Source organism: Pseudoclavibacter sp. AY1H1 (assembly GCF_002931055.1).
Classification (GTDB): domain Bacteria; phylum Actinomycetota; class Actinomycetes; order Actinomycetales; family Microbacteriaceae; genus Pseudoclavibacter.
Window position 1 is genome coordinate 30,825 of the sequence record NZ_PSXX01000011.1, and the last position, 25,195, is coordinate 56,019.

The following is a 25,195-nucleotide window of genomic DNA, read 5'->3' on the forward strand; positions in this document are numbered from 1 at the left end:
TCTCCTAGACACAACATTCCGCGCACGGGCATGAGACCCGTGCGCGAGGACAACTCACAGTAACAACTGGACGCACCGAACGCCATCCGCTGGCCGTTCATGCGGTCCAGGGATGCGGCATCGCGCGACACGCGCATGTCACTTCTCCCCACGGCGCGTGGCCGCTTCGTCGACGAGTTCGTGCAGCCGCCGCGCGAATGCCTGTTCGGAGAATCCGTGGGCGTGGGCCTTGATGGCCGCGACGTCCCAGACCTGGAAGCGCGAGGCCGCGACGGCGTCCGCGATCGCGGCGGCGGTCGGCACGTCGAAGAAGCGTCCAGTGGCCCCTTCGCGCACGGTGTCGAGGTACCCGCCGGCCCGGAGGGCGATGCTGGGCTTGCCCCACGCCGCCGCCTCGATCACGGTCAGTCCGAAGTCTTCATGCGATGGCGCGATCAGCGCGCGGCTCCTGGCGTACAGCCAGCGAAGGTGCTCGTCGCTGATGCCGGAGACGAGGCGGACGTTGTCCGGCAGCATCGCCGACAGCTCAGCCCGCTGGGGACCGTCGCCGACGATGACGAGGCGCTCGTTCGGCAGGCCCGCCACGGCTCGGATCGCGGCGTCCACGTTCTTGTAGGGAAGCAGGCGCGACACGAGCAGGAGGTGCCCACCGCCGCCGACGAAGTCAGCGAGTTCTGGCATTGCGGTTCTCGGCCCGCTGATGTCGACGCTGTGCGGTGGGAAGAGCAGCTCTGACGAACGCCCGTACACATCGGAGACTCGCTGCTGCACGATGGACGAGTTCGTGAGGTAGGTATCGACGCTGGCTGCCGCCTTCTGGTCCCAGCGCTTGAGGAACGGCGTGAGCATGCGCAGGCCCATTCGCGCAGGGGAGAGACGGCCAGCGCCGCCGAGGTACTGGTCGCTCAGGTAGAGATAGCGGGCGGGCGAATGGCAGTACGCGATCGTTCTTCCGGTGGTTCGAAAGCCGTGCGCCCACCCGGTTGTCGATGCGATGACGACGTCGGCGTCGATGTGCATGCCGGAACTCGCGGCCGCCAGGAGCGGCAGCGCCTTGCGGTGGTCTCTCCGGAGCGGCCCGACCTTGTTCAGCGGGGACGTGACGATGTCGATGTCGCGGAACTCGGGGAACGTCGTCTCCGGCTCGTAGAGCGTCGTGAAGACCTGCGCCTCGGGGAACGCTCGGCTGAGGGAGAGCACAACACGTTCTGCGCCTCCGCGCTGCGTGATGTAGTCGTGGGCGATCGCGACGCGGGGACGCGGAGAGCCAGTCGCGCGCATTCCACCACCTCGGTTTTCGTTCATGGGCCACCAATGGGAGGTGAAATGCAGATTCCCCGAATGCGGATCCTGGAATTCCAGAAACCCGACTCCCCACATTCTATGCAGGCCGGCTCAGCCCTGTGGCCGAGGAGCAACGATCCCGCAGAATCGCTTCCCCCCGGAACCGCTCTGCAGCGGCGCTGTTGGACAGCACCGGCAAACACCGTAGCATCGGAACGTGACAGAGCATTCTCCGTTGGCAGGGGCCATCAGCAAAACTCCGGACTTCGTTCGAGATTCCATCTTTGCCGTCGGCAGCACTCGCATCATCGATGCCGTGCTGATGATGTTCTTCGTCGTCCGCATCGCGACACCCGGCATCGGGCTCCCCGTGAACGACGTCGCCGGACTGCTCCTCGTCGCCGTCGCCGCCTTCCGCCGGCCCACCAGGCAGCTGAGCGGCACGACCTGGTTCGCGGCGATCAGCGTCCTCCTCGTCACGTTCCTCGTCATCGTGGCGATCGCGACGGGCCCGAATCAGGCAGACATCACCCGCCTCGGCCGAATCCTCATCCTGTTCTTCCTGGCCGGCTTCATCGCCAGCGGACGCATCGACATCGTCTCGGGCCTCAAGGGATTCTCGGTCGGGCTGCTCGCCAACATCCCGCTCTTCTACGCAGGGCTCGCCCCGGACACCTACGGCGGGCTCCTCACCGGCTTCCTCAACGACAAGAACGTCGCCGGATTCACGTACGCGATCATGACCGTGCTCCTCTTCCTGATCTACAGGCGCCTCTGGACCCGAATCGCCCTCACCGGCCTCGGCCTGGGGGCAGTGGTGCTGACCGACTCTCGGACCTCGATGGCCGCACTTGCCGCAGCCATCATCTGGCTGGTCCTCGCGCGCTTCCTCGGCCCGTTCTTCCGCGTCGTCCTCGCCGGAGTGCTGCTCGGCGGGTTCTTCTATGCAGAGAACAACCTCTCGCAGGTCGGCGCCTACGCCGCACGTTCCGGATCAGACGAGCTGCGCGACCGAATCGATGCCGCATCGCTCGAGAAGACACTGGCTGCGCCCTGGTACGGCCACGGACTCGGAGAGGCGACCACCGAGGTCGCCGGGGATGTCTGGTTCTTCCACAACTCCTACTGGGGCCTCATCACGGAGGGCGGCTACGCCTTCCTGCTCGCCATCCTCGCGCTCCTCGCGTTCGCTGGATTCCAGTTCCTGGGGAAGGGCAAGCAGACGCCTGAAGCCCGCATCGTCGAGGCCGCGACGATCGTCATCCTGCTCTGCTCGTTCCGCCTCGGAGAGGTGTTCATCACCCTCCCGACCTTCATCGCCATCGGCATCGGCCTCGGCATCTACTCGCAGCGACACTCTGACTGGCTCGTCCGTCAGGCGGCAGCGGGCCCGGAGGTCGAAGGGGCGCTCTTCCCCATCCAGCAGCGCGTCAGCTAGGTCGCCGACCCGGCAGCGTCCGGCAACCCACGAGACGACGAAGCGCCCGACCCGCACGAGGCGGGTCGGGCGCTGTGCTTCCAGCGCAGGGGGCCGAGCTGGAAGCGTCTGGGCCGGGACGCGTCTCCCCAGACACGAGACCCGACCTGCGCCGCGAAGCGGCGGCCGGTGCCCCCAGGCGCCAGCATCGCGACAGCACGTCCATTGTGCTGCGAACGCGGATACCGCTCACGCGAAAGGGAGATTCTGGCGCAAGTGGGGCACGAAACGGCAGCAGATGCCGCGCCCACCGCGCCGGGCCGCTGACGGGTCAGACGGCGCCGAACCGCGGAAGCGGCCACACGATGGAGAAGACCTCGCCCACGACGTCGTCGTCGCGGACCGTGCGCAGGCAGGAGGCGTCCACTCCTCCGCCGCGGCACGCGGCGAGCGAATCGGAGGAGTTGGTGCGGTTGTCTCCGAGGACCACGATCTGGCCTTCCGGCACGGTGAACTCGTCGAAGCAGCGCAACGAGGCGGGAGACGTGGAGCAGTCGAGCGTGCCTGGCACGAACTCGAAGTCGAGGTCGACGTAGGAGCTCTCGTCGAGCGCGGTTCCGTCCACGACGATGCCACCTGTCGCCGGGTCGACCGCCATCGTCTGACCTCCGGTCGCGATGACGCGCTTCACGAGGATGTGCGAGAAGCCCTGGCCGATGCCGAAGACCTCCCCCACCACGCGTGCGGCGAATCGCAGCGGATCGCTGGGAGCCTCGGGCGGCGCCTCGTCCCACGTGTCAGAGGCCGCGAACACGACGATGTCACCAGTGATCGGTTCGGCGTCACCCAGGTACGCGAGGCGATTGACCAGGATGCGGTCACCGACGGCGAGCGTGTCGTCCATGGAGGCGGACGGGATGGCGTACACCTTCACGAAGAACGCCTGCACGAGCGCGAGGACCGCGAACGCGGCGACGAGATGGAAGAGCGGATGCGACGTCACACGTCGCAACCGCGATCGCGGCGCCCGTCTGCCAGGGGCGTCCGCGAGGTCGCCGTCGCTCACTGACCCGCCGTATTGCCGACGACCGCGGCTTGCACGCGTTCGACGAGATTCGCCTCCACGAGACCTTCGAGGGCCACCTGCACCAGGTGACGCGCGTCCGGGACCTCACCGTACTGCTCGATGAGCGCAGCCGTGAGGCTCGTGAGGGTCGTCCAGTCGCCGAGAAGCTCCCACAGACCAGGCGCGATGCCGGCCAGTTGCCTGACGATGCGCGATTCGAGCGTGACCGCCTCGTTCTCGAACAGCAGCCAGTGGACGCCAGAGGCGCGTCGGTAGGAGTCCTCTCGGACGGTGGCCGAGGGTGTCCTCGTGTCTGCCACGCTGTGACCCGATGTCCACGGCTGGAGGTCGCCCTGAGCGGCGAGGATCTCGGGGACCAGCGCAACGACCTGCGAGGCCTCTGAATACGTGACCCGTCGCACGCCGTCGGTGGCGTCGATGAGCTCCGCAAGCTGCACCAGCGGATCCGGCAGGGCGGGCAGGTAGCTCAGCTCCGGGACCATCGAGCCGATCGCACTGCCGGTCGCCACTGGCGAGAGCTGCGGGCCGTCGACGAGCTCGTGCTCGTCGACACGGTGCAGGAGCACGATCGCGGCGATCTTGAGCGGCGCCTGCGGGAGGGGGCGCAGCCCGAGCTTCGCGGGTGAGAGCTGCGCCTTGGGCCGAGCCGAGTCGACGATGACCGAGAGCGGCTTGCGGTACGGCAGGACGGTGCCGTCGAAGTCGACGGCGAGGGTCTCGTCGGTGACATAGCCGAATTCGCGGCCGAGGGTCTTCGCGAGGGTCGTCTTGCCGCGCCCAGAAGGACCGACGAACGCGATGACCCGACCGTCGTCGAGCGCGACGCCCGCCGCGTGGAGCATCACGAGGCGACCGCCGTTGTGCTCGATCGCGTCGAGCGTCACCGTGGTCGAGATCTGCGAGGCCAGATCGGCTGCCGAACCGCTCACCACGTCGGTTGCCTCGGGTTCGCTCAAGGGAGCGAGCGCAAGACGATGTGATTCGTCAGGCTCACCTTCCCCGGGCTGGCCAGTCACGTCGGCCCAGGACTCCCGCAGATCCGCCTCGAACTCCGCCGAGATGCTCTCATCGAGGCGAAGTTCTACGTCTACGCCAAGTGGATTCAGGCGCAGTGTTCTCGTCATGCTGGCAACTGTACCAAGCAGGCGCGGCCTGGGACGGCTCAGGGGAGCACTCCCCATTCCCGCGCCTCGAGCTGTCGCCCGAAAGGGAGGCTTCGAGCACACCTTCGAGGCGGTCCGAACGTGCCGTCCGACGCCTCGGAAGTGCACGCCCACACACTCGCAGACCTCGATATGCTCGCTCTTGCGAGTTCTCTCGGCTCGCGACGCAGATCTAAGGACCCCAGTGACCGCAGCAGCCGCGTCCCCGGACGCCGCGACCATCGCGTTCTCGGTGAACGATGGAGTCGCGCTGTCGACGGCGCTCACGCAGCATGTCGCCCGCGAGCAGGGCATCCGCATGCTCGTCATCAAGGGGCCGATCTCCGCCGATCTCGGACTGCGCACTCGCCGGTACTCCACCGACGTCGACATCATCGTCGAGCCCGGCCGCGCGAAGGACCTCATCGAAGCGCTCCAGGCGTACGGGTGGCGCCCTCGCCCTTGGCCCGACTTCCCGAAGCTGCTCGAGCAGCACTCGCGCACCCTCATCCACGAGTCCTGGCCGAACGACATCGACGTGCATCACTACTGGCCTGGTTTCCTCGGCAGGCCGCAGGAGGCATTCGATCGCCTGTGGGCGCACCACATCCAGGTCACCGTGGCCGGCCACCCCATCGACACTCCCGATCGGGCGGGCAGCGCCCTCGTCCTCGCGCTGCACTCCCTCCGCGAGGAGGGCCAGGTCTCAGCGGACTCCCGCCAGATGACCGAGTACAGCGAGCTCGTCAGCGCGCTGAAGAAGATGGATGGCTCCGACACGCAGTTCGTCTCGGACGCGCGCTCGACCGCGTCCCTCACGGAGCAGATCCTGCAGGACGCGGTCGGAACGGACTCGACGCAGACCGCGCGACGCTTCCTCACAGACCTCGGACACGATGTCCCGCTCGTCCCGAACTCGAACGCCAGCGAGGCGCTGCGCCTGTGGCGTCTCAACGCCAAGGCTGAGCACGCGATGACGGGCTGGATGCTCAAGCTGCAGCGGGCTCCCCTCCTCGAGAAGCCGGGCATCGCGGCCCGCGCGTTCTTCCCCTCTCGCGCGGATCTCGCGGCCATCGACCCCGAGCTGCGCAACGGCACGATCAGCGTCGTCAGGGCCTGGTGGAAGCGAGCGAGCCGAGGGCTGCACGGTCTTGTGCAGGCCAGGCGCGATCTCAAGGCGTTCGACAAGCGCTAGCGGCGTCGGCCACCCCGATGCTGACGGCGTACGTCGCGACTGCTACGCGGAGGTGTGCGAGTCGAGGATCTGCAGCAGGTGGGCGTCCAGCAGCTGCGTCACGAAGCCGAGCACCTGCTCACCGATGACCTGCTCGTCGAGCCCGTAGTCGGCCGAGAGCTCGCGCACGATGAGCTTCAGCGAGCGGACGCCGTCGAGCTCGTCCCAGATGACGGCCGCCGTCCCGCTGAGCACCAGCGGCTTGCAGCTCGTGTCGACGAGCGACAGGACGGTCAGGTCTCCGCTCTCATCGTCGCGGACGAGGGCCAGAGCAGGCGCCGGGGTGATCACGGCCTCGAAGAGCTGCCCGCTCTCACGACGCTGATCGCCTATCGCCTGATCCATCCCGCCAGCCTACTGTTCGGCTGAGATCCACTGCGTGCAACAGACCGGCGCACACAAAGAAGCAGCGGCGACCCACCTGGTGGGTCGCCGCTGCTCACTGTGCGTGATTCGCCCTAGTAGGCGCCCTCACTGGCGACGACTGCACGAGCAGTGCGGAAGAGGATGACGAAGTCGCCGGCCATGGACCAGTTCTCGACGTAGTAGAGGTCGAGGCGCACCGTCTCCTCCCAGGTCAGGTTGGAGCGTCCGCTCACCTGCCAGAGGCCCGTGATGCCGGGCTTCACCATGAAGCGACGGTGCACGTGGTCTTCGTACTGCTTGACCTCTCGGTCCAGCGGCGGACGGGGGCCGACCAGCGACATGGAGCCGCCGAAGACGTTGAACAGCTGCGGGAGCTCGTCGATCGAGTAGCGACGGATGAACTTGCCGACCTTCGTGATGCGAGGGTCGTCCTTCATCTTGAAGAGGATGTCGTTGCCCGCGTCACGGCGCTCGCTCTGCAGCTTCTTCAGCACCTCTTCGGCGTCGGCTCGCATGCTGCGGAACTTCCACATCGTGAATCGGCCGCCGCTGTAGCCAACGCGCTCCTGCTTGAAGAACACGCCGCCAGGCGAGGTGACGGCCACGGCGATCGCCGTTCCGACCAGGAGGGGCGAGAGGACGAGGATGAGGAGGCCGGAGACGAGGATGTCGAAGGCGCGCTTGAGCAGGAGCCCCATGCGCGTGAACTTCGGGGAGTCGACGTGCAGCAGCGGCAGGCCGGCGACCGGGCGCGTGACGATGCGCGGGCCACCCACGTCGAGCAGGCCTGGCGCGACGATGAGGAAGTGGCGGTCCGGGTCGAGGTCCCAGCCGACTTCGCGAAGCCACTGCGTCGAGGTGACGTCGTTGCCTGCGATGACGACGGTGTCGGCGCCGATGGCGTCGAGCGAGCCTGCCAGGTCCTCCGGGTTGCCGCCGATGGGGACATCCGTTCCCGGCAGGAAGTCGGGAGAGTTGGGGTCGAGCTCGCCGCTCTTGCCGTCGATGAGGCAGGCGCCGACGACGTTGTAGCCGGCGGCTTCACGACGCGAGAGGTCGCGGTTGAGGTCGAGCACCGAGTAGCGCGAGCCGACGAGCAGCACACGTGCCTGCAGGTTTCCGCCCTTGCGCTGGCGGACGAGCCACTGGCGACCGATCCAGCGGGAGAGGAGGAGCGCGACGGTGCCGACCGGGAAGGCGATGAGCACGTATCCACGGGCAAGCTCGAATGCCGAGAGGTAGGCGAAGATCGAGACGATTCCCGCGAGCATGAGCGAGGCGTTGAAGATGCCGCGGTACTCCTCGAACCCTGAGCCCAGGATGCGGTAGTCACGGGTGTCGAAGAGGGAGAGCATCCAGGCCCAGCCGACGACGATGACGGTTGAGACGAGCCAGTAGGACACTTCGCTGCTGATGAAGCCGCTGCCGCCGGCGGGAACGGCCGCGTTGCCGCCGCCGAGCCAGACGAGCTGGGCTCCCACCATGACGACCGCCAGAATGGCGAGGTCGGTCAGAACGAGGAGCTGCGCGTACCCCTGGCGCCAGTTGGCGCGGCGTTTGTTGCTTCGCTGGACCCGAGCGTTCTGTTCTGAGGAGGTCTGCGCGAAGTGCGGTTCGACCGAGGGCAGCATGTCGCTGTCTCGCGAATCGTCAGTCGCGGTTGCGACTGGGATCTGCGAGGTAGCGGGCCCTGAGGTGGGTGGCGTCACGTGTGCTCCAATAAGAGATGAGTACTTCTTGGTGCGCAGACCGCGTCGGTTCCGGGAATGCGCTTCGGGTCTCCGTGGCCACGGGCCACGCTCTGTATGGGCCTGTGGGCTCATCGTAGAGATCCTGGGTGCTAGCTGAGACTATCTCAACGTTCCCGCATAACAAAAGGGTCACCCAGGTATTTTTTCCGCATCTCTGGCGTGTTTTCCTGACCGAAACACACTTGTTGTGCATTTGGGTTTCATTTCAGGGAAGCGAGACATCGCTCGGCCCGACTCGTGCTCGAAACTTGCGCCGTGTCATACTCGCCTGCATGGAGCAGACCCCAGGACAGCCTTCGTCGCGCCCTCGAAGCGACGACGACGCCCTCACAGATCTCTTCGAGCACGAGGCCGATAGCGGTTCCGGCGGCACACGCCGCGCGGCACGCGAGCACGGCAAGAAGAAGCGTCGTGGGCCGAAGATCCTGCTGTGGACACTCGTGGGCGTCCTCATCGTCGCAGTGGCAGGTGCCGGCATCATCTGGTGGAACGTGAACCAGGCGTTCAACAACATCGAGAAGATCGATGACGCCCTCCCCGGAGACTACGAGGGACGCCCGGAGCAGGTCGTCACCGAGGCGGGCTCGCCCATGAACATCCTCCTGCTCGGAAGTGACTCGCGCGTCAGCGGGAGCACATCGATCATGACCGACCTCGGCAGCCGCAGCGACACGATGATGCTCGTGCACATCCCCGCCGATCGCAGCGACGTGCAGGTCATCTCGATCATGCGCGACAGCTGGCTCGCGATCCCGGGCCACGGCGAGGCCAAGATCAACGCCGCACTGTCCTTCGGTGGCGTCCCGCTCGTCGTCCAGACGGTCGAGGGCCTGCTCGGACTCCGCATCGACCACGTCGGGGTGGTCGACTTCGACGGCTTCGCGGGCATCACGGATGCGCTCGGTGGCGTCACCATCAACAACGACGTCGCCTTCAACTCGTCGCACATGCAGGGCAAGACCTTCGAGGCCGGGCCCATCACGCTGACGGGCGATGAAGCGCTCGCCTTCGTGCGAGAGCGCTACGCCTTCACCGACGGCGACTACCAGCGCGTGCGGAACCAGCAGGCCTGGGTCAAGGCGGTGCTCGACAAGATGCTCACGGCGGAGACCCTGACGAACCCGGGCAAGGTGCAGGAGATCATCACGAAGTTCTCCCCCTTCATCGCGGTCGACAGCACCTTCGACCTGCAGACCATGCTCAACCTCGGCCTCTCGATGCGGGACATCCGCGGGAGCAACGTGCGCAGCTTCACCCTGCCGACCAACGGCACCGGCATGGTCGGCGACCAGTCGGTCGTATTCCTCGACACGGTCAGCATCGGGGAGCTCAAGAAGCACCTCGTGACCGACACCGTCAGCGAGTACCAGCCCACCGGGCGATAGCAGGGCCGCTCCGCCTCCTCGCCCCGCGCATCCGACTGGATGCGCGGGGCGATCTGCGTCTCCGCATCCGGATCCACGCATCACCGAATCCGCCCGAGTCTGCGAACACCAACATGTCCGAGGCACATGCTCGGGACTGAAGCACGTCTCCGTCGCGAGACCCGAGCAGCAGTCCACGACAATCGCCAGAACATGGCATCTCCCGCCGAAAAGTGCGACGTATTTTCTGGTGATGCGGCAAAGAGTGAGACTCGATACAGCTTCGTTCAACCCGCAGATCCTTCCGCGGTCACAGCAGGGGTTCTCCCCGTTCCACCGAAGCCCGCCGTGATGTGAGTCGGAAAGGAGATGACAGGCGTGATCTCGGAGCTCGATGTCGCACTTCGTGGTGAGAGGGCCGTCGATTGGCTCCAGTCACGTGGCCTCCAGGTCGTCTCAGCGGACGGCGAAGTGAAGATCTTCGCCGACCTCGCGACGTGCCCCACGATCGTCATCGGCCGCATCTGGGTGACCCCGATGGTGGTCCAGATCAAGCCGCGCCCCCAGGACGACAACGGCTTGGTCTTCCTGAGCTTCGCGATGCGCGGCACGTCGAGGCTGAACGGTCAGAACGAGTCCGAGGGTTCCGTGCCGTCGCCGTTCTACGTCCACGAGTCCTCGGAGCCCATGCGCGTCGAATCCTCGGACGCCTCGACTCGACTCCTGTTCGGGATCCGACGGTCGAAGATCAAGGCGGTGCTCGGGAACGAGCTCAACTACACCGGCCCGCGCACACCGAACGCGCACCTGCGCAAGGTCCTGACCAGCGCCGCCATGGCGTCGCTCGACGGCTCGATCGACGAGGACAACCCGGGGTTCCCCGCCTGGCGGACCGCGATCGAGAACCTGGTGATCGCCGTGCTGCGCTCGTCGATTCGCGAGAGCACCGTGGCCGGCCCCTCGAAGACCCTGCTGATGCGCGCGCACCGGCTGATCGCGGAGCAGGCCCACGACGCGAACTTCTCGGTGGTCGATCTCGGCCAGCAGCTGGGCATCTCGCAGTCGCACCTGCACAGGGTGTTCAGGGAGACGGGCACGACGCCCGCGAGGCTCCTGCGCGAGACCCGTCTCGCGTTGGCGGAGGACTTCCTCGGAACCGGCGACCCGACGGTGCAGGACTTGAAGGCAGCAGCCGCCTACAGCGGGTTCAGAAATCTCCGCATGTTCCGCCGGGCAAGCGCAGAAGAGTCAGGTCAGGCCGAGGCGCAGACCGGAGGAGTCCAGGGCGCACAGCCGACCTCGGAGGATGGCCCGGAGAGCTCGTCTGAGGACGCTTCCGAGAACGCGTCGGGGTCGGCCCTGGTCTGAGGGACTCCCCCGACGGGGAGTGACCTCCAGGCGCGGAGGAGGACTCAGCACTGCATCCGGAAGTAGTCCGGCACGTCCGGTGCGAGGAGATCACGGTCGCGGATGACCGTGAGCGGAGCGCGGCTGTCGTCAGCGCAGACCTCCTCAGGTGTTCCTGCGAGAGCATCGGTGTACTCGATCTGCAGGACGAGATCGCCGTAGGCGCTCGAGTACGCGGCGCATTCCCCGTAAACACCGCACTCCTCCGCGACGGCGAAGTCGAAGCCCAGCTCGGCTCGGCCGCGATCGGCGAGCTCTGCCGCGTTCTTCTGCCCGATCGCGAGGCCAGCAGTGTGGGCGGCTTCGACGTAGGCCGCCGCGAGCTCGAGTGCCCCGCTCTCGTCGATGCCGGCTCCCCCACCGCTCGTGGACGCGTCGAAGCGCGTGAAGGTGTCGAGGTTGTCGATCTCGACGGCGTCGAAGCCCGACTCGGCGCAGCCCGTGATGATCGGGGCCATCACGGCGAGGATGCCGTCGCGCTGCTCGGCCGTCGACGGGTCGAGGATGTACTCGTCGGGCCAGTCCGGGTCGACGACCGGATGACCGGCGTCGTCGTGGAGCAGCAGCTCGCTGCGTTCGTCGAGCCAGGTGGCAGATTCCCCGGGCTGCGTCTGGAAGCCGTTCACGTAGCAGATGCTGTACGCCCCGGAGTCGGGGGCGGCAGTGGAGTCTCGGGCGACGACGTCGAGGCCACCGTCGATCTCATACGGCTCGCCGAGCTGGTAGTCGAAGGTGCCGTTTGTCGGCGGGAGGGGCACGTACGACCCGGTGTATTCCACCACCCCGCCCTGCGCGCATCCGCTGAGGACGAACACACTCACGACGAGGAGCAGAGCTGCTGGAGAGACGCGCATGACGTCATCATGCTCCACGGCAGGTCTCGGTTCTGTGTGCATCCACGCCGATTTCACCTCGCCTTTCACCTCGAGAACCTTTCTCTCGAGAAGAGGGCCGCGCCTAGGCTTGTTGGCCTCACCACGAAGGAGTGCCGGTGTCCCCCAACACGCCCCGCGGCCCATCCCCCGATGCACGCGCCGCCGACCGCCCGGCGTCGGCGTAGGCCGGACAGGCGACGGTCGCTGCGTGGTTCACCAGCCAGACACGGTCCTGCAGCTCGTCGGGTGGATGCTCCTCGCCTGCGGTGCTGCGCTCTTCGCGCTCATGATCGTGGCGGCGGTGCTCGCAGCTCGACGGCAGGACTCCTCGAAGCGCAGGCTGCAGGCGCTCAGCGTGATCCTGGCGACGCTGGGCAGCCTGAGCGTCGTCATCGGCGGCGTGAGCCTCGCTGCCGGGACCTTCGCGTGATCTCCCGTGCCGCCGAGACGACCTAGCTCGCGAACACCGTCGTGAGCTCGCCGATCCCCTCGACTCGGATGCGCACCGAGTCGCCGTCGGCGACGGCGCGGTGGCCGCGGAGTGCATCCGGCAGCTTCTGCGGGGTGCCTGTCGCGATGACGTCACCCGGCTGGAGCGTGATGGACTGCGAGATGTACGAGACGAGCTCCGCGAACGGGAAGATGAGGGTCGACGTGCTCTGCGACACGGTCGTCTCGCCGTCCCGGATGACCTCGACGAGCAGGTCTGCGGGGTCGTCGATCTCGTCCGCCGTCACGATGGCGGGCCCGAGCGGCGCGAAGCCGTCGAAGCACTTTCCGAGCGTCCACTGGCTGGTGCGGTTCTGCCAGTCACGGGCAGACACGTCGTTGACGAGGGTGTAGCCGGCGACGTGCGCCAGCGCGTCCTCGGCGGATACGGCGTGCGCCGCCCGTCCGATGACCAGACCGATCTCGCCCTCGTAGTCCACGTCGCTGCTCTGTGGGGGCAGCCTCACGGCGTCGTCTGGTCCGAGCAGCGTGTTCGCGGTCTTCACGAACACGTCGGGGCGTTCGGGGTCGGGCTGTCCCTCCCCGCCCGCGACCACATGGCCGCGGTAGTTGTAGCCGACGCAGAGCAGCACCCGCGGCGTCACGGGCGCGAGCAGTCGCTCCCCGTCGCGCAGCGGCAGGCCACTGACGTCGGCCGACGCGACCGCGGCGCGTGCATCCGCGAACAGCTGCTCGTCGGAGAGCAGCTCGAGTGTCGATGCGACGAGACCGGCCAGGTCGAGGAGCCGATCACCCTCTGGCGACTCGACGAGGGCCGCGGGCACGCTCTGCCCGGCACGATCCCAGGTGACGATTCTCATGCGCCTGCTCCCCCGCTCACCAGTACCGCTGCCAGTCGGGACGCGACGCGCGCGTCAGCGCCTCCAGGAAGAAGTAGTCGCCCCAGAGTGTTCCCTCGTCGACGCCCACGAGCTTCGGCATGTCGTACACCCCGTGCAGGAGGAGCGCGTCAGAGGACTCGGCCGGCCGCGGCGTGGCCTCGGCGATGAGCGCGTCGAGCTGCGCGTACGCGGCTGCGCGGGCGCGCGCCGACCGCTCGGGGTCCGGCTCGACCGCGGCGAGCTCGAAGAACCCGCAGGCGGCGATCGCGGCGGCAGAGCTGTCGCGGGGAGCGTCGCTGCCCTCGGTGTAGACGAGGTCCCAGTAGGGGATGCCGTCGCTCGGCAGGTGCGCGAGGTAGTAGTCGGCGCACCTCCAGGCAGCCTCGAGCTGCCTCGGGTCGCCAACGGCCTGCGAGTTGAGCGCGAAGCCGTAGATGCCCCAGGCTTCCCCGCGCGCCCAGCACGACTCGTCGAACGCGCCCTGCTCGGTGCCCCCGCGCAGGGGCTCGCCGGTCTCCGCGTCCCAGTAGAACGTGTGGAACGTGGAGTCGTCGGCACGGAAGATCTGCGTGCGCAGCTGCTCCGTGTGGCGCCGGACCGCATCCGCGTATCGGGGGTCGCCCGTCTGCTCGCCGACCCACGTGAGCAGCGGCATGTTCATGAGGCTGTCGATGATGGCGCGGCCACGCTGCGCTGGGTCGCTGAGGTCCCCCCAGGCCTGCAGGATCCCGGCAGGCTCGAGGAAGCGCGTCATGAGCCGCTCCCCGGCCTTGACCCCGGCGGTGCGCCAGCGCTCATCGCCGGTCTGCTTCCATGCGGTGACGACCGAGAGCGAGTAGAGGAATCCGAGGTCGTGGGTCTCGAGGTCCTCGTCCCCGTAGAGGCGGCGCTCGAAGTCGGCGGCGTGCGCGAGGGCGGCTTCGTGGAAGGCCGCGTCGCCGGTGACATCGCCGGCGAGCCACATCATGCCCGGCCAGAAGCTCGTCGTCCAACCGCGGTTGGCTCCCTCGGCGAATGCCTCGGTCGCGGGTCGCAGCAGGTAGCGGCCGTCGGTGGTCGTGTCGTCAGGGTAGGCGGCGCCGAACGCGACGATGTTGCGTCGGACGGTTTCGGTGGCCGCTGCCAGCGCGTTCTCCACGGTCGTGGATGCGGGCGCGAAAGTCATGGGAATTCCTTCGAGTGAGTTCGTGGTGTCCGTCAGGCCGCGGCGTGTGCCGGGGTCTGCTGCAGGGTGTAGCGGCCGCCAGCCCAGACGACGTAGAGGCAGGCGGCGGCCGAGAGCCCGATGGCGATGGCCGGGGCCGCGGTGAGCACCGCGGCCTGGACGGCGACGATCGCGAAGGACGCGAAGGTCATCGGCCAACGGCGCACGGCGAGGAAGAGGGATGCGCGCACCAGCACGAGCAGGCGCGTGTCGTCGGCCTGCGTGATCGCGACGAGCGACACCGCTGCGGTCGCGAGCGTCAGGATCGCGACGACGGCCAGCAGCGGGACGATGAGGACGCCGATGCCGGTGGGAACGAGGACGAACACGTCCACGAGCGCGACCGTGACGACGGCGGAGGTGACCGCCGAGATCACGAGTGCACGCTTCCAGGTGCGGCGAACACCGCGGAGGAACGCGCGGATCACGTCGCTGTCGCCCTCGGCATGCGCGCGGAAGGTCGCGAATGCACCGGCGATGCCCGGGCCCGTGAGTGCCGCGCTCGCCGCGAGCAGCGGCCACGACAGCGATGGGTCCGTCGTCACGAGCAGCACGAGGAACGGCAGGCTCATGATGGCGAGCATGGCGTTCACGCCGAGGGCGAGGTACGCGACGTTGAACGCCGTCGAGTAGATGCTGTGCGGGATGCGCTTCATGATCAGCCCTTCAGTCCGCTCGTGGCGACGCCTTCGACGAAGTACCGCTGGCCGAGGAGGAAGACGATGGCGATCGGGATGACCGAGATCGTGAGCCCCGCGAAGAGCACGCCGTAGTCGACGTCGTACAAGCTGGAGACGAAGTTCTTCAGACCGAGCTGCATGGTCCAGAGGCTCGGGTCGCGCAGGTAGATGAGCGGTCCGAGGTAGTCGTTCCACGTGTTCACGAAGGTGAGCAGCGAGAGGCTGGCGATGGCGGGAATCGAGAGCGGCAGCATGATGCGCCGCCAGATGCCGTACTCGCTGAGGCCGTCGAGGCGTGCTGCCTCGGAGAGCTCCATGGGGATGGACTCGTAGAACTGCTTCATGAGGAACACGCCGAAGGCGCCGAAGGCCTGCAGCAGGATGATCGCCCAGAGCGTGTTCGAGAGGTTCGCGTTCGAGAGCATGATGAACTGCGGGATCATGTACGACTGCCACGGCACGGCGATCGTTCCGACGTAGAGCAGGAACAGCGCATCGCGGCCGGGGAACTTCACTCGCGAGAAGCCGTAGGCGGCGAACGAGCCGGTGAGCACCTGCAGCGCCGTGACGGTGACCGACAGGAACAGCGTGTTGCCGATCCAGGTCATGATGTCCGACTTGGTCCAGATGTCGACGTAGTTCTGCCAGACGAAGACCTCGGGGATCCATCTGACCGGCACCGAGAAGACCGCGTTCGCGTCCTTGAGGGAGCTCATGATCATCCAGAAGAACGGCGTGAGCATGGCTGCCGCGGCGATGATCAGCGCGATGTAGAGCAGCGCCTTCGCGAGCCCGGCCTTCTTCTTCTTGCCGGCTGCCGCGGGGTGCGCGGGCGGGTCGATGAGGAGGCGACGTGAGTCCTCTTCCGGGAGGACGACTGCCATGGTCTGGGACATCAGTTGTCCTTCCGCTTGTTCCACAGGAACTGGATGATCGTGACGACGATGCAGAGGAAGAACAGCACGACGGAGGCCGCTGACGCGTATCCGAACTCGTTCTCCTCGAAGCCCTTGCGGTAGATGAACTGTGAGATGACAGTCGTGGACTGTCCCGGCCCGCCCTCGGTGAGCACGAGGATGAGGTCGAAGATCTTGAAGGAGTTGATCGTCAGCATGACGGTGACGAAGAACATGGTCGGGCGCAGGCACGGGAGGGTCACGTTCCAGAAGCGCTGCCAGGCGTTGGCGCCGTCGACGCGGGCGGCCTCGTGCAGCTCGGGCGGCACCGTCTGGAGGGCCGCGAGGAAGAGCACCATGTAGTAGCCCATGTCGCGCCACGTGCTGATGATGACCACCGCCGGCATCGCCCACTCCGTGGAGGTGAGCCAGCCGGGCGGGTTGTCGATGCCGATGAGGCGCAGGCCCTCGTTGATGGGGCCGAAGTCCGGGCTGAAGAGCAGGTTCCAGACGAGCGCGATCGCGACGATCGACGTGATGTAGGGGAAGAACGCGGCGGTGCGGAAGAACGCGACGCCCCGGAGCTTGTTGTTGAGCAGCAGGGCGAGGCTCAGCGACACGACGATCGTGAGCGGGATGTGCAGCACCGAGTAGTAGATGGTGTTGCCGAAGGCGACCTGGAAGCTGCCGTCGTTGAAGAGGCGCGTGAAGTTGTCGAAGCCGATGAACGTGGACGTGCCGAAGATGTTCCAGTTCGTGAGAGACATGTAGAACATCACGATGACGGGCACGAGCGTCAGCGTCGCGAACCCGATGAAGTTCGGCAGGATGAAGCTCCACCCGACGAGGGTTGTCTTCCGTCGCAGGCGGTTGCGCTGCTTGCGCGCCTCGGCTGTCAACTCCGGCGGGGCTGCCGACGGCGGCGTCGGTTCCGTGGTGGTGGTCATGATTCTCCTGGAGAGAGGGTGCCGGTCGGCCGGTGAGAGAGCACCGGCCGACCGACGGCAAGGGGGTTAGTCGAGGCCGACTTCGTTGGCCACGCGGCCTTCGGCTTCAGCGATGGAGTCCTGCACCGACTTGGAACCGGAGAGGATCGAGGAGTGCATGTCGTTCAGGATGTTCTGGACGGCTGCGGTCTTCGAGTTGGTCGGGCTCTCGGGGAGCGTCTCGTGCGTCTGCACGGCGAACGCGGAGAGCTCGTCCTGCGGGGCGCCCTCGACGGCGAAGTACGCCTCGACGACGGGGTCGCTCAGGAGCGCCGGCGTGATGCCGATGCCAGCGAGCTTGGTTGCCGCCTCTTCGCTCGCGGCGTAGGCGAGGAAGTCCTTGGCGGCCTGCGTCTTGCCCTCGTCGATGTTGGCGTTGATGCCGAACCCTGCCGGGTCACCGAACGTGACGGGAGTGTTGTCCATGCCGGTGGTGGATGCATCCATCTGCGGGACGGGTGCGATGCCCCACTCGAAGTCGTCGGCTTCGCCGGAGGCCTGCTGCGAGATGAGGGTCGCAACGAACCACGAGCCCATGGGGATCATCGCGGCCTTCTGCTTGCCGAACTCGCCCTGGTAGGTGAGCTTGTTGGCCGTGACCGTGTTGAAGGAGGCCTGCGCGCCGTCGTCCTGGAGCTTGAGCGACTTGTCGTAGTAGGGCGCGAAGTAGTCGTACTCGCCGCTGAAGATGTCGCCGCCGGCCTGCGCGTTCGCGAAGCCCTGCACGGTCGACTGCCAGCTGTGCTGGTGAGCGCCCTTGGCGGTCGAACCCGCACCGGCGAGGTTCGTGGTCAGGAGGTCGGCGTTCTCGACGTAGTCATCCCAGGTCCAGCTGCCGTCGGGGTAGGCGACACCTGCCGCGTCGAAGAGGGCCTTGTTGTAGTAGAGCACCCACGAGTCCTGGCGGTAGGGAACCGCCCACGTCGTGCCGTCGATGTTGTACGACTCGGCACCGCTGATGCCCTCGGGGAGCGCGACATCGGAGACGTCGAGGAGCTGTCCGCCCTCCTGGAAGGTCGTGACGAACTTGATCTCCTTCTGGGTGATGATGTCCGGCCCGGAGCCCGCCGCGAGGTCCGCGGTGATGAGGGTGTTGTACTCGGCGGGGTCGTAGTCGACGACCTCGACGGTCACGTCGGGGTACTTCTCCGTGAAGCCGTCTGCGAGCAGCTGGAACTCGGGGGTGGATGCGACGCTCCAGCCCGACACCGACAGCGTGATGGGGCCGTCAGGGTCGACGCTCCCGCCGCCGCTGCATCCGGTGAGGGCCAGTGCGGCGGCGGCGAGGCCCGCAGTGGCGATCATGGTGCGCTTCTTCATGGTGCTGCTCCTTTGCTGCAATGAACGAGATCCGCTTCGAATCTCTGAGAACCGACGCCCGGGCTACGAGAGGCGGTAGTTGGTGAGGTCGACGGCGCTGTGGGCTCCGTCTGACCAGGTGATGGCGGCTCGCTCTTCGGTGAGCTCGACGCCGGTGGTGCTGCTGGGGGTGTGGTCTGCGCCCGCGAGGGTGAGGTGCGCGGCGACCCAGGTGTCCGGTTCGACGGGGGCGTCGAGGATCGGGACCCGGGTGGATGCGCCGAGCGGGCTCGCATCCGTCCTCGTCACGGTCCGGGCCGTTGTGCCTGCTGTCAGCCCGCGGAGCGCGCTCGTGACCTGCGCGTCCTGTCGGCTCGTGACGGGCCAGCCGCCCCAGCGGAGCCGCCAGTCGGCCGCGTCGACCCCTGCCTCGGTATCGGTGACCCGGGCGAGGCGCACTTCCTCGGCGCCGCGGACGACGGAGACGACCGTGAGCCGCGCGATGACGCTCGCGTCGCCGTCGAGGCCCGAACCGTGACGCTGCTGCTGCAGCGCTGGCTGCAGCGTGTGGGCGAGCCAGGTGGATGCGGCCACTCCGGCGGCGCCGTCCTCGCTCGTGCTGAGGAGCTCCATCGCGGCGCGGTGGGTGGCCGTGCCGGTTCCGTCGACGAGCGCCACCGACTGCTCGAGGGGCTCGTGCCAGGCGAGGTCGTCGAGCAGCGGGCTCGTTGCGCTCGAGTAGGCGAGGCGGGCGTAGAGGGGTGAGTCGCCGACGAGGGTGTTCGGCTTCGCGTGGTCGGTGCCGTGGTTGGCGATGCGAACGATGCCGTCGCGGCTCGTGCCGGTGACCACCCAGCCGGGGGCCGCGATCGTGCGCACGAAGTCGCCCTGCTCAACCGGGAGTGGCTCGGCCTCGGCGGCCCAGACGGGGTGGTCGGCGGGAAGCAGCACACCCAGGAGTCCCTTGGAGGCCCAGTACGGTGAGGCCGGCCCGGAGTAGGCCTGCGCGAGCTGCCGCCATTCACCGTGCCAGCCCATCGTGAGGAGGCCGCGCTCATCGGGAACACCGCGCTCGTCGAAGTGGGTGACGACCTTCTCGGCCGCGTGCCGAAGGGCGCCGAGCGACACGGAGGGGACCTCCGCGAGCGCGCCGACCCAGAACGGGGCAGCCGCCGCGAAGCGGTAGATGAGGCTGCGGCCCTGGAGCAGGGGCGAGCCGTCTCCGCCGATGAGGTGCACGGCGTCCTGCAGGAAGCGGTCGAGCGCGGCGACGTCGCCCGCCAGGCGGTCGCCTGCCAGCTCGTCGGCGCCGCGCATCCGGGCCCAGAGCACCGGGTAGATGTGCAGCGCCCAGCCGACGTAGTGGTCGTAGGAGCGCTCTTCCCCGTCGGACAGCCACCCGTCGGCACGCACGAAGGAGTCGTGCAGCGCGAGGTCCGCGGTGACGTCCTCGGGCGACCACGGGCCGCCGACGGAGCGGAGGAAGGTCTGGACGACGAGGCGGAACCACAGCCAGTTGGTGCGCGGATAGGTGTCGTCGCCAACGGCGGGAGCGAAGTAGTCGACGACACGCTGCTGCGTGAGCTCGTCGAGCGAGTCCCAGATCCAGGGACGGGTGAGGTCGAGGATGAGGGCGAGCGACGCCGCCTCGACCTTCGCCTGGGGGTGCTCCTCGAGCCGCACCCATCGGTCCGCGGCCTCGGGGTCGACACCGGTTCGGATGCCCTCGGAGAAGAAGGAGATCAGCTCGTCGACGCCCTGACCGCGCTCCCCGGCGATGCGGAATCCTGCGAGGAGAAAGGTGCGTGCGAAGCCCTCGAGGCCGTCGATGTCGTGGCCGTAGCCGCCCTCGGCGCCGGGAGGCGTGATGCGCGCCTTGCCCGGTGAGGCCCAGGCCATGGCTCCGGCAAGGAGGCGGTCGGCGTAGCCGGTCCAGTCGTCGCGGGTCCATGCCGACTGCGACGCTGACTGCGCCGCGGTGGCGGGCGACGCGGGCGTGAATGCAGTGGACACGGATTCTCCTTTGAATTGCCGTCCGAGGGAGGGCGAACCGTCTCCTCGGGGGTGGTGACATTTCCGAGCGTAGCAATCATTCTCGATCACAACAATGCGGTTATGATCGTGCATGATCGTTTACGATCGATTTGTGAAAGAGGTCAACGATGACAGACACCAGGCCTAAGCCGACGCTTCGCGCTCCCCTGCTGCACGCCTTCACGGCGCAGCTCGGGCTTCGAGGCGACCTCGATCTCGCAGCCGCCCTCCGCGCGATACTCGCCGACCCGAACGACGCCCTGCCCGTGCCACCCGCATCCTCGTGGGAGCCGGACGGACCAGACCCGATGACACTCGCCGCCCTGAGCGCGCGCGCCCGCACTGAGCGGGGCACCCCCTGGCCGCAGCCGCTCGCCAGCGACGCCGCCCGCTACCACGGCGACGGCGACCGCCTCGCCTGGGAGACGCCCGCCTTCGCGCGGCAGGAGCGCCTCACCCGCGTCGCCGTGGCCGCCACCGCCGACCCGGCGATGCTCGGTGACGTCGTCGACGGCATCACCCTCCTCTGCGAGCAGAGCTCCTGGTGCTGGCCCGCCCACGACGACACGCTCCAGCGCCACGGCTCGGTCCTCGCCACCGTCACCGACCCGTACCTCGACCTCGGAGCAGGCGAGGTCGTGGGCCAGCTGGCCTGGGTCGACCAGCTGCTGGGCGACCAGCTCGACGCCCGCTACCCCGGCGTGCGAGCCCGCATCCGCCACGAGGCGCGCGTGCGGGTCTTCGAGCCGTTCACGCGCCGCCGCGACTGGCACTGGCTCGGCCTCGACGGCGACGCCCACAACTGGAACCCGTGGATCCACGGCAACGTGCTCGTCGCCGCGCTGCGCCTGCTCGACGACCCGACGGAGGCCGACGAGCGCGCCCGCATCCTCGCGCTCGTCATCGAGGGACTCGACCGGTACGTCGCCGTGCTCCCAGAAGACGGCGCCATCGACGAGGGCTACGCCTACTGGTGGAACGGCGCCTGCCGCCTTCTCGAGGCCCTCGACCTGCTCACCTCCGCGACCGGCGGCCGCCTCGACCCTGTGCCGAGCATCCGGGCGCTTCGCGAGACCGTGGCCTTCCCCCACCGCATGCACCTCGGCGCCGGCTGGTTCGTGAACGCCGCAGACGGACAGGCGAAGCCGAGCGCCGACCAGCCCTGGCACTCCCTCCACCGCGCCGCGGTGCGCGCCGGCGACCTCGACGCGCAGCGCTTTGCCGCCTCCCATCGGCGTCCGGATTCGCCAGCGGCCGTCGAGGCCGAGGGGCTCGGCCGGGTGCTGCGCGGCATGACGGATGCGGCCTGGCTGCGGGCGAGGGCTTCGACTCCCCCGACCCCCGCCGCGACCTGGCTCCCGTCCACCCAGATGCTCGTCGCCCGCGAGCGCGAGGGCTCGTCTTCTGGCTTGTCTGTCGCGGTCAAGGGCGGGCACAACAACGAGCACCACAACCACAACGACGTCGGCAGCTTCCTGCTCGCCTCCGACGGGGTGCCCGTCATCGTCGACGCCGGCCGCCCGAGCTACGACGCCCGCACCTTCAGCGAGCGCCGCTACGAGCTGTGGCCGATGCAGAGCGAGTGGCACAACGTGCCGTTCGTCGCCGGGCGCGGCCAGCCGACCGGCCGCGAGCATGCCGCCACCGTCATCGACGTGCAGACGGGGGATGCCCCCTCGCTCGAGCTGGAGCTCGCTGGCGCCTACGACGTCGCCGAGCTCGAGTCCTGGCGCCGCGAGGTGCGCCTCGACCGCGAGCGTGCCGAGGTCCGCATCCACGACGCCTGGCGCTTCGCGCAGCCGGCCGCCCCGGCGGCCGCCCCGGCGGCCGCCCCGTCCCCCGCACCCCACGCGGGCCCCGCTCTCGCCGCGCCCGCCGAGCCCTCCGCGCCCGCAGAGTTGTGGCCAAACGCGATCGCCCGCGACGCGAACCCCACTTCGCCACAACTCTCCGCAGCGGAAGCCGCCGGTGCGACGCAGCTGCGGCTTCTGCTCGCCGGGGAGGTCGCGCTCGACGGCGACGAGGACAGCGCCAGCGCCAATGCCGGCCCCGCTCGCCGCGGCGCGACGGTGACCCCGCTCGCCGGCGCTCCGCGCATCCGCATCACATGGGACGAGGGCGTGCACGCGAGCCTGACGCCCATCGAACTCGACGATCCGATGCTCACGGACGTGTGGGGCCCTAGACTCGTGCGACTCGACCTCGACGTCGCACACCGGTCAACGCTGACCGTCACCGCGCGACAAGAGCACTCGACACTGCCCCTCGGGCAGACAGAAGCTGTGGGGGTCACAGAATGATGGAACAGGGATCACGACTCGCGACCGAGCGCCGGGACCTCATCCTCGAGCGACTGCTCGCGTCCGGCGCGGTGCGGGTCGCCGAGCTCACCGACGCTCTGGATGTCACCCCCGTCACGCTGCGACGCGACCTGCAGCAGCTGGAAGCGGAGGGGCTGCTCGTGCGCGTGCACGGCGGCGCGGTGCTCCCGCCCGACGGCGCACCGGCCCTGCAGGCGCGCCAGGCGAACAACGGCGCGCAGCAGACCATCGGCGTGCTCGTGCCGTCACTCGACTTCTACTGGCCACGCGTCATCCGCGGCATGGAGCAGGCGGCCCGCGAGCAGGGCGCGAAGCTCCTGCTCCGCGGCACGTCCTACGAGATGCAGGATGAGCGGCCCGTGCTCGAGCGCATGGTCGAGCACGAGGGCGTCACCGGCCTTGTCGTCGCGCCCAACACCGATACCGACCACGCGCGCGAGGTCATGGAGTGGCTGCACGAATCCGGTCTGCCGTTTGTGCTCGCCGAACGCGACGCCGTCGTCGGCCCCGACCGCACCCCGGCCGAATCGGTCACCACCGACCACGCGCTGGGGGCCGTGCTCGCGGCCCGGCACCTCGCGCAGCTCGGGCACCGCAAGGTCGGCCTCTTCATCTCGCGGAACTCCCCCACCTCGCGCAAGATCATCGCGGGCTGGTCCGCCGCGTGCCGCGAGCTCGGCCTCACGCCAGGTGAGCATGTCGAGCGCATCCTGCCCGACCGCCGCGACCCGCGATTCTCGGGGGCAGTGGATGCCGTGCTCGACGCGGTCCTCGAGGCGGGCGTCACGGCCCTCCTCGTGCACTCCGACCGGGAGGCGATGGCGATCATCGACGTCGCCCTCGCCCGCGGGCTGAGCGTGCCGGAGGACCTGTCGGTGGTCGCCTACGACGACGAGGTCGCCGACCTCTTCACCCCGGCGCTGACCGCGGTCACGCCGCCCCGGTCCTCACTCGGGCGGGCCGCCGTGACGACCCTGCTCGCGCGCATCGCCGACCCGACGCGCCCCGTGCACCGCACCGTGCTCAGCCCGAGCTTCAACTCGCGACTCTCCACGGCGCCGCCTCGCGACAGCTGAGCCGCTTGCGGGCGTTCTCCCAGCCTTCCTGCCCGCACATCCCCCTAAGCTCTTCCGAAGCAAGGGGAGTACTCCCGTCTGCGGTGTGCCCGTCAATACGAGCGTGATTCCACGTTCCGGGGCATCGGCTCCACCATGTCAGCGTCGCTGATCTGGTCGGGGCGGAGGAGACCTTGGTGTCGTTGTCGAACACCAATCCCCCTTTGGAGTACCCCCATGCAGGTCACGACCTCTGTCTGGCTGATCACGATCGCGGTGACGATCGGATTCTTCGTCTACGAGTTCTTCGCGCACGTGCGGAAGCCGCACGAGCCGACCATCCGCGAATCCGCTCGCTGGTCGGCGTTCTACATCGGCCTCGCGCTGCTATTCGGCGTCGGCATCGGCTTCGTCACCGACTGGCGCTACGGCGGCGAGTACTTCGCCGGCTACCTGACCGAGAAGGCGCTGTCGCTGGACAACCTCTTCCTGTTCCTCATCATCATGACCGGCTTCGCGGTGCCCAAGATCTACCAGCAGAAGGTGCTCATGATCGGCATCGTCATCGCGCTCATCATGCGCGGTGGCTTCATCGCTGTGGGGGCCGCCCTCATCGAGAACTTCTCCTGGGTGTTCTACCTGTTCGGCGCGCTGCTGTTCGTGCTCGCCTACCAGCAGATCAAGGGCGACCACGGAGACCCCTCGAACAACGCCTTCATGCGCTTCGTACGCCGCATCCTGCCCGTCACGGATGAGTACCACGGCGACAAGATGACCGTGAAGAAGGACGGCAAGCGCTTCGTCACCCCGATGCTCCTCACGATCGTCGCGATCGGCTTCATCGACCTGGTCTTCGCGCTCGACTCGATCCCCGCGATCTACGGGCTCACCAACGAGGCGTACATCGTGTTCACCGCGAACGCCTTCGCGCTCATGGGCCTGCGTCAGCTGTTCTTCCTCATCGGCGGACTGCTCGAGCGCCTCGTCTACCTCAGCCAGGGCCTCGCCGTGATCCTCGGCTTCATCGCCGTGAAGCTCGTCTTCCACGCCCTGCACGTCAACGAGGTGCCGTTCATCAACGGCGGCGAGCCGCTGCTGTGGGTGCCGGAGATCCCGATCTGGTTCTCGCTCACGTTCATCGGAGCGACCATCGCGGTCGCCACGATCGCGAGCCTCCTCAAGACGCGGAACGACCGCAGCAAGTCCGAGCGCTCCACGGTGCAGGACGAGCCCATCGAGACGGCGGCCGACGCTGCGGATGCGCCCCGCGCCGCCAGCGCGGGCCGCGCCGCGAGCGACGCGACCTCGAGCGGGTCCCCCGTCTCCGGCGGCGACTCCCGCGACGCCTAGCCGCCGCAGAACCCAGACACCGCAAACGCTGCCCGGCGTTTCACCCTCTGAGACCACTCTCAGAGGGCGAAACGCCGGGCAGCGTCGCAGATGGGGCGAAAGCTACGATGCG

At 68.1% G+C, this 25,195-nt stretch carries 21 protein-coding genes; 8 read left to right on the forward strand and 13 right to left on the reverse strand.

Annotated elements, in window-relative coordinates; genetic code table 11:
- Positions 1–138: 138 nt before the first annotated feature.
- Complete coding sequence (locus tag C5E05_RS15310) at positions 139–1,281, reverse strand: glycosyltransferase (protein ID WP_104240360.1); 1,143 nt, start codon at positions 1,279–1,281, stop codon at positions 139–141.
- A 220-nt stretch (positions 1,282–1,501) separates the two neighbouring features.
- Here C5E05_RS15310 and C5E05_RS15315 point away from each other — a divergent pair, with 220 nt between their 5' ends.
- Positions 1,502–2,722 carry an O-antigen ligase family protein gene (locus C5E05_RS15315; protein ID WP_146081143.1) on the forward strand — a complete coding sequence of 407 codons (1,221 nt, stop codon included), beginning with the start codon at positions 1,502–1,504 and terminating at the stop codon, positions 2,720–2,722.
- 310 nt (positions 2,723–3,032) lie between these two features.
- On the opposite strand, the gene lepB is transcribed toward C5E05_RS15315, so the two are convergent.
- Positions 3,033–3,704, reverse strand: a complete 672-nt coding sequence (gene lepB, locus C5E05_RS15320) for a signal peptidase I (protein WP_181059671.1) — start codon at positions 3,702–3,704, stop codon at positions 3,033–3,035.
- A 59-nt stretch (positions 3,705–3,763) separates the two neighbouring features.
- Positions 3,764–4,912 (reverse strand): hypothetical protein, encoded by a 1,149-nt coding sequence (locus C5E05_RS15325; RefSeq protein ID WP_181057731.1) that lies wholly within the window; start codon positions 4,910–4,912, stop codon positions 3,764–3,766.
- A gap of 223 nt (positions 4,913–5,135) precedes the next feature.
- Between C5E05_RS15325 and C5E05_RS20245 the strand changes: the two genes are divergently transcribed.
- A complete protein-coding gene (locus tag C5E05_RS20245; RefSeq protein WP_181059673.1) occupies positions 5,136–6,125 on the forward strand; it encodes a nucleotidyltransferase family protein in 990 nt (329 codons plus the stop codon).
- Between the two features lie 42 nt (positions 6,126–6,167).
- On the opposite strand, the gene C5E05_RS15335 is transcribed toward C5E05_RS20245, so the two are convergent.
- Together C5E05_RS15335 and C5E05_RS15340 are read right to left on the reverse strand one after the other, a co-directional pair.
- Positions 6,168–6,509 carry a PqqD family protein gene (locus C5E05_RS15335; protein WP_104305887.1) on the reverse strand — a complete coding sequence of 114 codons (342 nt, stop codon included), beginning with the start codon at positions 6,507–6,509 and terminating at the stop codon, positions 6,168–6,170.
- Positions 6,510–6,622: 113 nt separating this feature from the next.
- Positions 6,623–8,239, reverse strand: a complete 1,617-nt coding sequence (locus tag C5E05_RS15340) for a sugar transferase (protein ID WP_258063751.1) — start codon at positions 8,237–8,239, stop codon at positions 6,623–6,625.
- A 314-nt stretch (positions 8,240–8,553) separates the two neighbouring features.
- Between C5E05_RS15340 and C5E05_RS15345 the strand changes: the two genes are divergently transcribed.
- Positions 8,554–9,666, forward strand: a complete 1,113-nt coding sequence (locus C5E05_RS15345) for an LCP family protein (RefSeq protein WP_104240353.1) — start codon at positions 8,554–8,556, stop codon at positions 9,664–9,666.
- A gap of 348 nt (positions 9,667–10,014) precedes the next feature.
- Complete coding sequence (locus C5E05_RS15350) at positions 10,015–11,013, forward strand: AraC family transcriptional regulator (RefSeq protein ID WP_104240352.1); 999 nt, start codon at positions 10,015–10,017, stop codon at positions 11,011–11,013.
- A gap of 44 nt (positions 11,014–11,057) precedes the next feature.
- Here the strand turns inward: C5E05_RS15350 and C5E05_RS15355 are convergent, their stop codons facing one another.
- Entirely contained in the window at positions 11,058–11,906 is an 849-nt protein-coding gene (locus C5E05_RS15355) for an endo alpha-1,4 polygalactosaminidase (protein ID WP_104342471.1), read from the reverse strand.
- A 229-nt stretch (positions 11,907–12,135) separates the two neighbouring features.
- Between C5E05_RS15355 and C5E05_RS15360 the strand changes: the two genes are divergently transcribed.
- A complete protein-coding gene (locus C5E05_RS15360) occupies positions 12,136–12,357 on the forward strand; it encodes a hypothetical protein (RefSeq protein WP_104240351.1) in 222 nt (73 codons plus the stop codon).
- 22 nt (positions 12,358–12,379) lie between these two features.
- Here C5E05_RS15360 and C5E05_RS15365 read toward each other — a convergent pair whose 3' ends face one another.
- From C5E05_RS15365 to C5E05_RS15395, 7 genes are all read right to left on the reverse strand, one after another.
- On the reverse strand, positions 12,380–13,237 hold the full coding sequence (locus tag C5E05_RS15365) for a fumarylacetoacetate hydrolase family protein (protein ID WP_104342429.1): 858 nt from the start codon (positions 13,235–13,237) through the stop codon (positions 12,380–12,382).
- A 16-nt stretch (positions 13,238–13,253) separates the two neighbouring features.
- On the reverse strand, positions 13,254–14,423 hold the full coding sequence (locus C5E05_RS15370) for a glycoside hydrolase family 88 protein (protein ID WP_104240349.1): 1,170 nt from the start codon (positions 14,421–14,423) through the stop codon (positions 13,254–13,256).
- 32 nt (positions 14,424–14,455) lie between these two features.
- Positions 14,456–15,118, reverse strand: coding sequence for a ferredoxin-NADPH reductase (locus tag C5E05_RS15375; RefSeq protein WP_104240348.1), 663 nt, complete (start codon positions 15,116–15,118; stop codon positions 14,456–14,458).
- 2 nt (positions 15,119–15,120) lie between these two features.
- Positions 15,121–16,038 carry a carbohydrate ABC transporter permease gene (locus tag C5E05_RS15380; protein WP_228496633.1) on the reverse strand — a complete coding sequence of 306 codons (918 nt, stop codon included), beginning with the start codon at positions 16,036–16,038 and terminating at the stop codon, positions 15,121–15,123.
- The gene (locus C5E05_RS15385; protein ID WP_104240347.1) at positions 16,038–16,985 is read right to left on the reverse strand and encodes a carbohydrate ABC transporter permease; all 948 of its coding nucleotides are present in this window, start codon (positions 16,983–16,985) and stop codon (positions 16,038–16,040) included. The genes C5E05_RS15380 and C5E05_RS15385 overlap by 1 nt, the downstream gene beginning before the upstream one ends.
- A 66-nt stretch (positions 16,986–17,051) precedes the next feature.
- Positions 17,052–18,344, reverse strand: coding sequence for an extracellular solute-binding protein (locus C5E05_RS15390; RefSeq protein ID WP_104240346.1), 1,293 nt, complete (start codon positions 18,342–18,344; stop codon positions 17,052–17,054).
- Positions 18,345–18,407: 63 nt separating this feature from the next.
- A complete protein-coding gene (locus C5E05_RS15395) occupies positions 18,408–20,336 on the reverse strand; it encodes a DUF2264 domain-containing protein (protein ID WP_258064895.1) in 1,929 nt (642 codons plus the stop codon).
- Positions 20,337–20,485: 149 nt separating this feature from the next.
- Between C5E05_RS15395 and C5E05_RS15400 the strand changes: the two genes are divergently transcribed.
- From C5E05_RS15400 to C5E05_RS15410, 3 genes are all read left to right on the forward strand, one after another.
- Positions 20,486–22,657 carry a heparinase II/III family protein gene (locus C5E05_RS15400; protein ID WP_104342431.1) on the forward strand — a complete coding sequence of 724 codons (2,172 nt, stop codon included), beginning with the start codon at positions 20,486–20,488 and terminating at the stop codon, positions 22,655–22,657.
- Positions 22,654–23,754 (forward strand): substrate-binding domain-containing protein, encoded by a 1,101-nt coding sequence (locus C5E05_RS15405; RefSeq protein WP_104240334.1) that lies wholly within the window; start codon positions 22,654–22,656, stop codon positions 23,752–23,754. Before C5E05_RS15400 ends, C5E05_RS15405 begins: the two co-directional genes overlap by 4 nt.
- Positions 23,755–23,970: 216 nt before the next feature.
- Complete coding sequence (locus C5E05_RS15410) at positions 23,971–25,083, forward strand: TerC family protein (protein WP_104240333.1); 1,113 nt, start codon at positions 23,971–23,973, stop codon at positions 25,081–25,083.
- Positions 25,084–25,195 lie beyond the last annotated feature (112 nt).

Bases quoted from the DNA above. Each gene is read 5' to 3' on its own strand.
- C5E05_RS15310 (WP_104240360.1), bottom strand. From the start codon at position 1,281: ATGCGCGCGACTGGCTCTCCGCGTCCCCGCGTCGCGATCGCCCACGAC.
- C5E05_RS15325 (WP_181057731.1), bottom strand. From the start codon at position 4,912: ATGACGAGAACACTGCGCCTGAATCCACTTGGCGTAGACGTAGAACTT.
- C5E05_RS15335 (WP_104305887.1), bottom strand. From the start codon at position 6,509: ATGGATCAGGCGATAGGCGATCAGCGTCGTGAGAGCGGGCAGCTCTTC.
- C5E05_RS15345 (WP_104240353.1), top strand. From the start codon at position 8,554: ATGGAGCAGACCCCAGGACAGCCTTCGTCGCGCCCTCGAAGCGACGAC.
- C5E05_RS15350 (WP_104240352.1), top strand. From the start codon at position 10,015: ATGACAGGCGTGATCTCGGAGCTCGATGTCGCACTTCGTGGTGAGAGG.
- C5E05_RS15355 (WP_104342471.1), bottom strand. From the start codon at position 11,906: ATGCGCGTCTCTCCAGCAGCTCTGCTCCTCGTCGTGAGTGTGTTCGTC.
- C5E05_RS15365 (WP_104342429.1), bottom strand. From the start codon at position 13,237: ATGAGAATCGTCACCTGGGATCGTGCCGGGCAGAGCGTGCCCGCGGCC.
- C5E05_RS15370 (WP_104240349.1), bottom strand. From the start codon at position 14,423: ATGACTTTCGCGCCCGCATCCACGACCGTGGAGAACGCGCTGGCAGCG.
- C5E05_RS15375 (WP_104240348.1), bottom strand. From the start codon at position 15,118: ATGAAGCGCATCCCGCACAGCATCTACTCGACGGCGTTCAACGTCGCG.
- C5E05_RS15380 (WP_228496633.1), bottom strand. From the start codon at position 16,038: ATGTCCCAGACCATGGCAGTCGTCCTCCCGGAAGAGGACTCACGTCGC.
- C5E05_RS15385 (WP_104240347.1), bottom strand. From the start codon at position 16,985: ATGACCACCACCACGGAACCGACGCCGCCGTCGGCAGCCCCGCCGGAG.
- C5E05_RS15390 (WP_104240346.1), bottom strand. From the start codon at position 18,344: ATGAAGAAGCGCACCATGATCGCCACTGCGGGCCTCGCCGCCGCCGCA.
- C5E05_RS15400 (WP_104342431.1), top strand. From the start codon at position 20,486: ATGACAGACACCAGGCCTAAGCCGACGCTTCGCGCTCCCCTGCTGCAC.
- C5E05_RS15405 (WP_104240334.1), top strand. From the start codon at position 22,654: ATGATGGAACAGGGATCACGACTCGCGACCGAGCGCCGGGACCTCATC.
- C5E05_RS15410 (WP_104240333.1), top strand. From the start codon at position 23,971: ATGCAGGTCACGACCTCTGTCTGGCTGATCACGATCGCGGTGACGATC.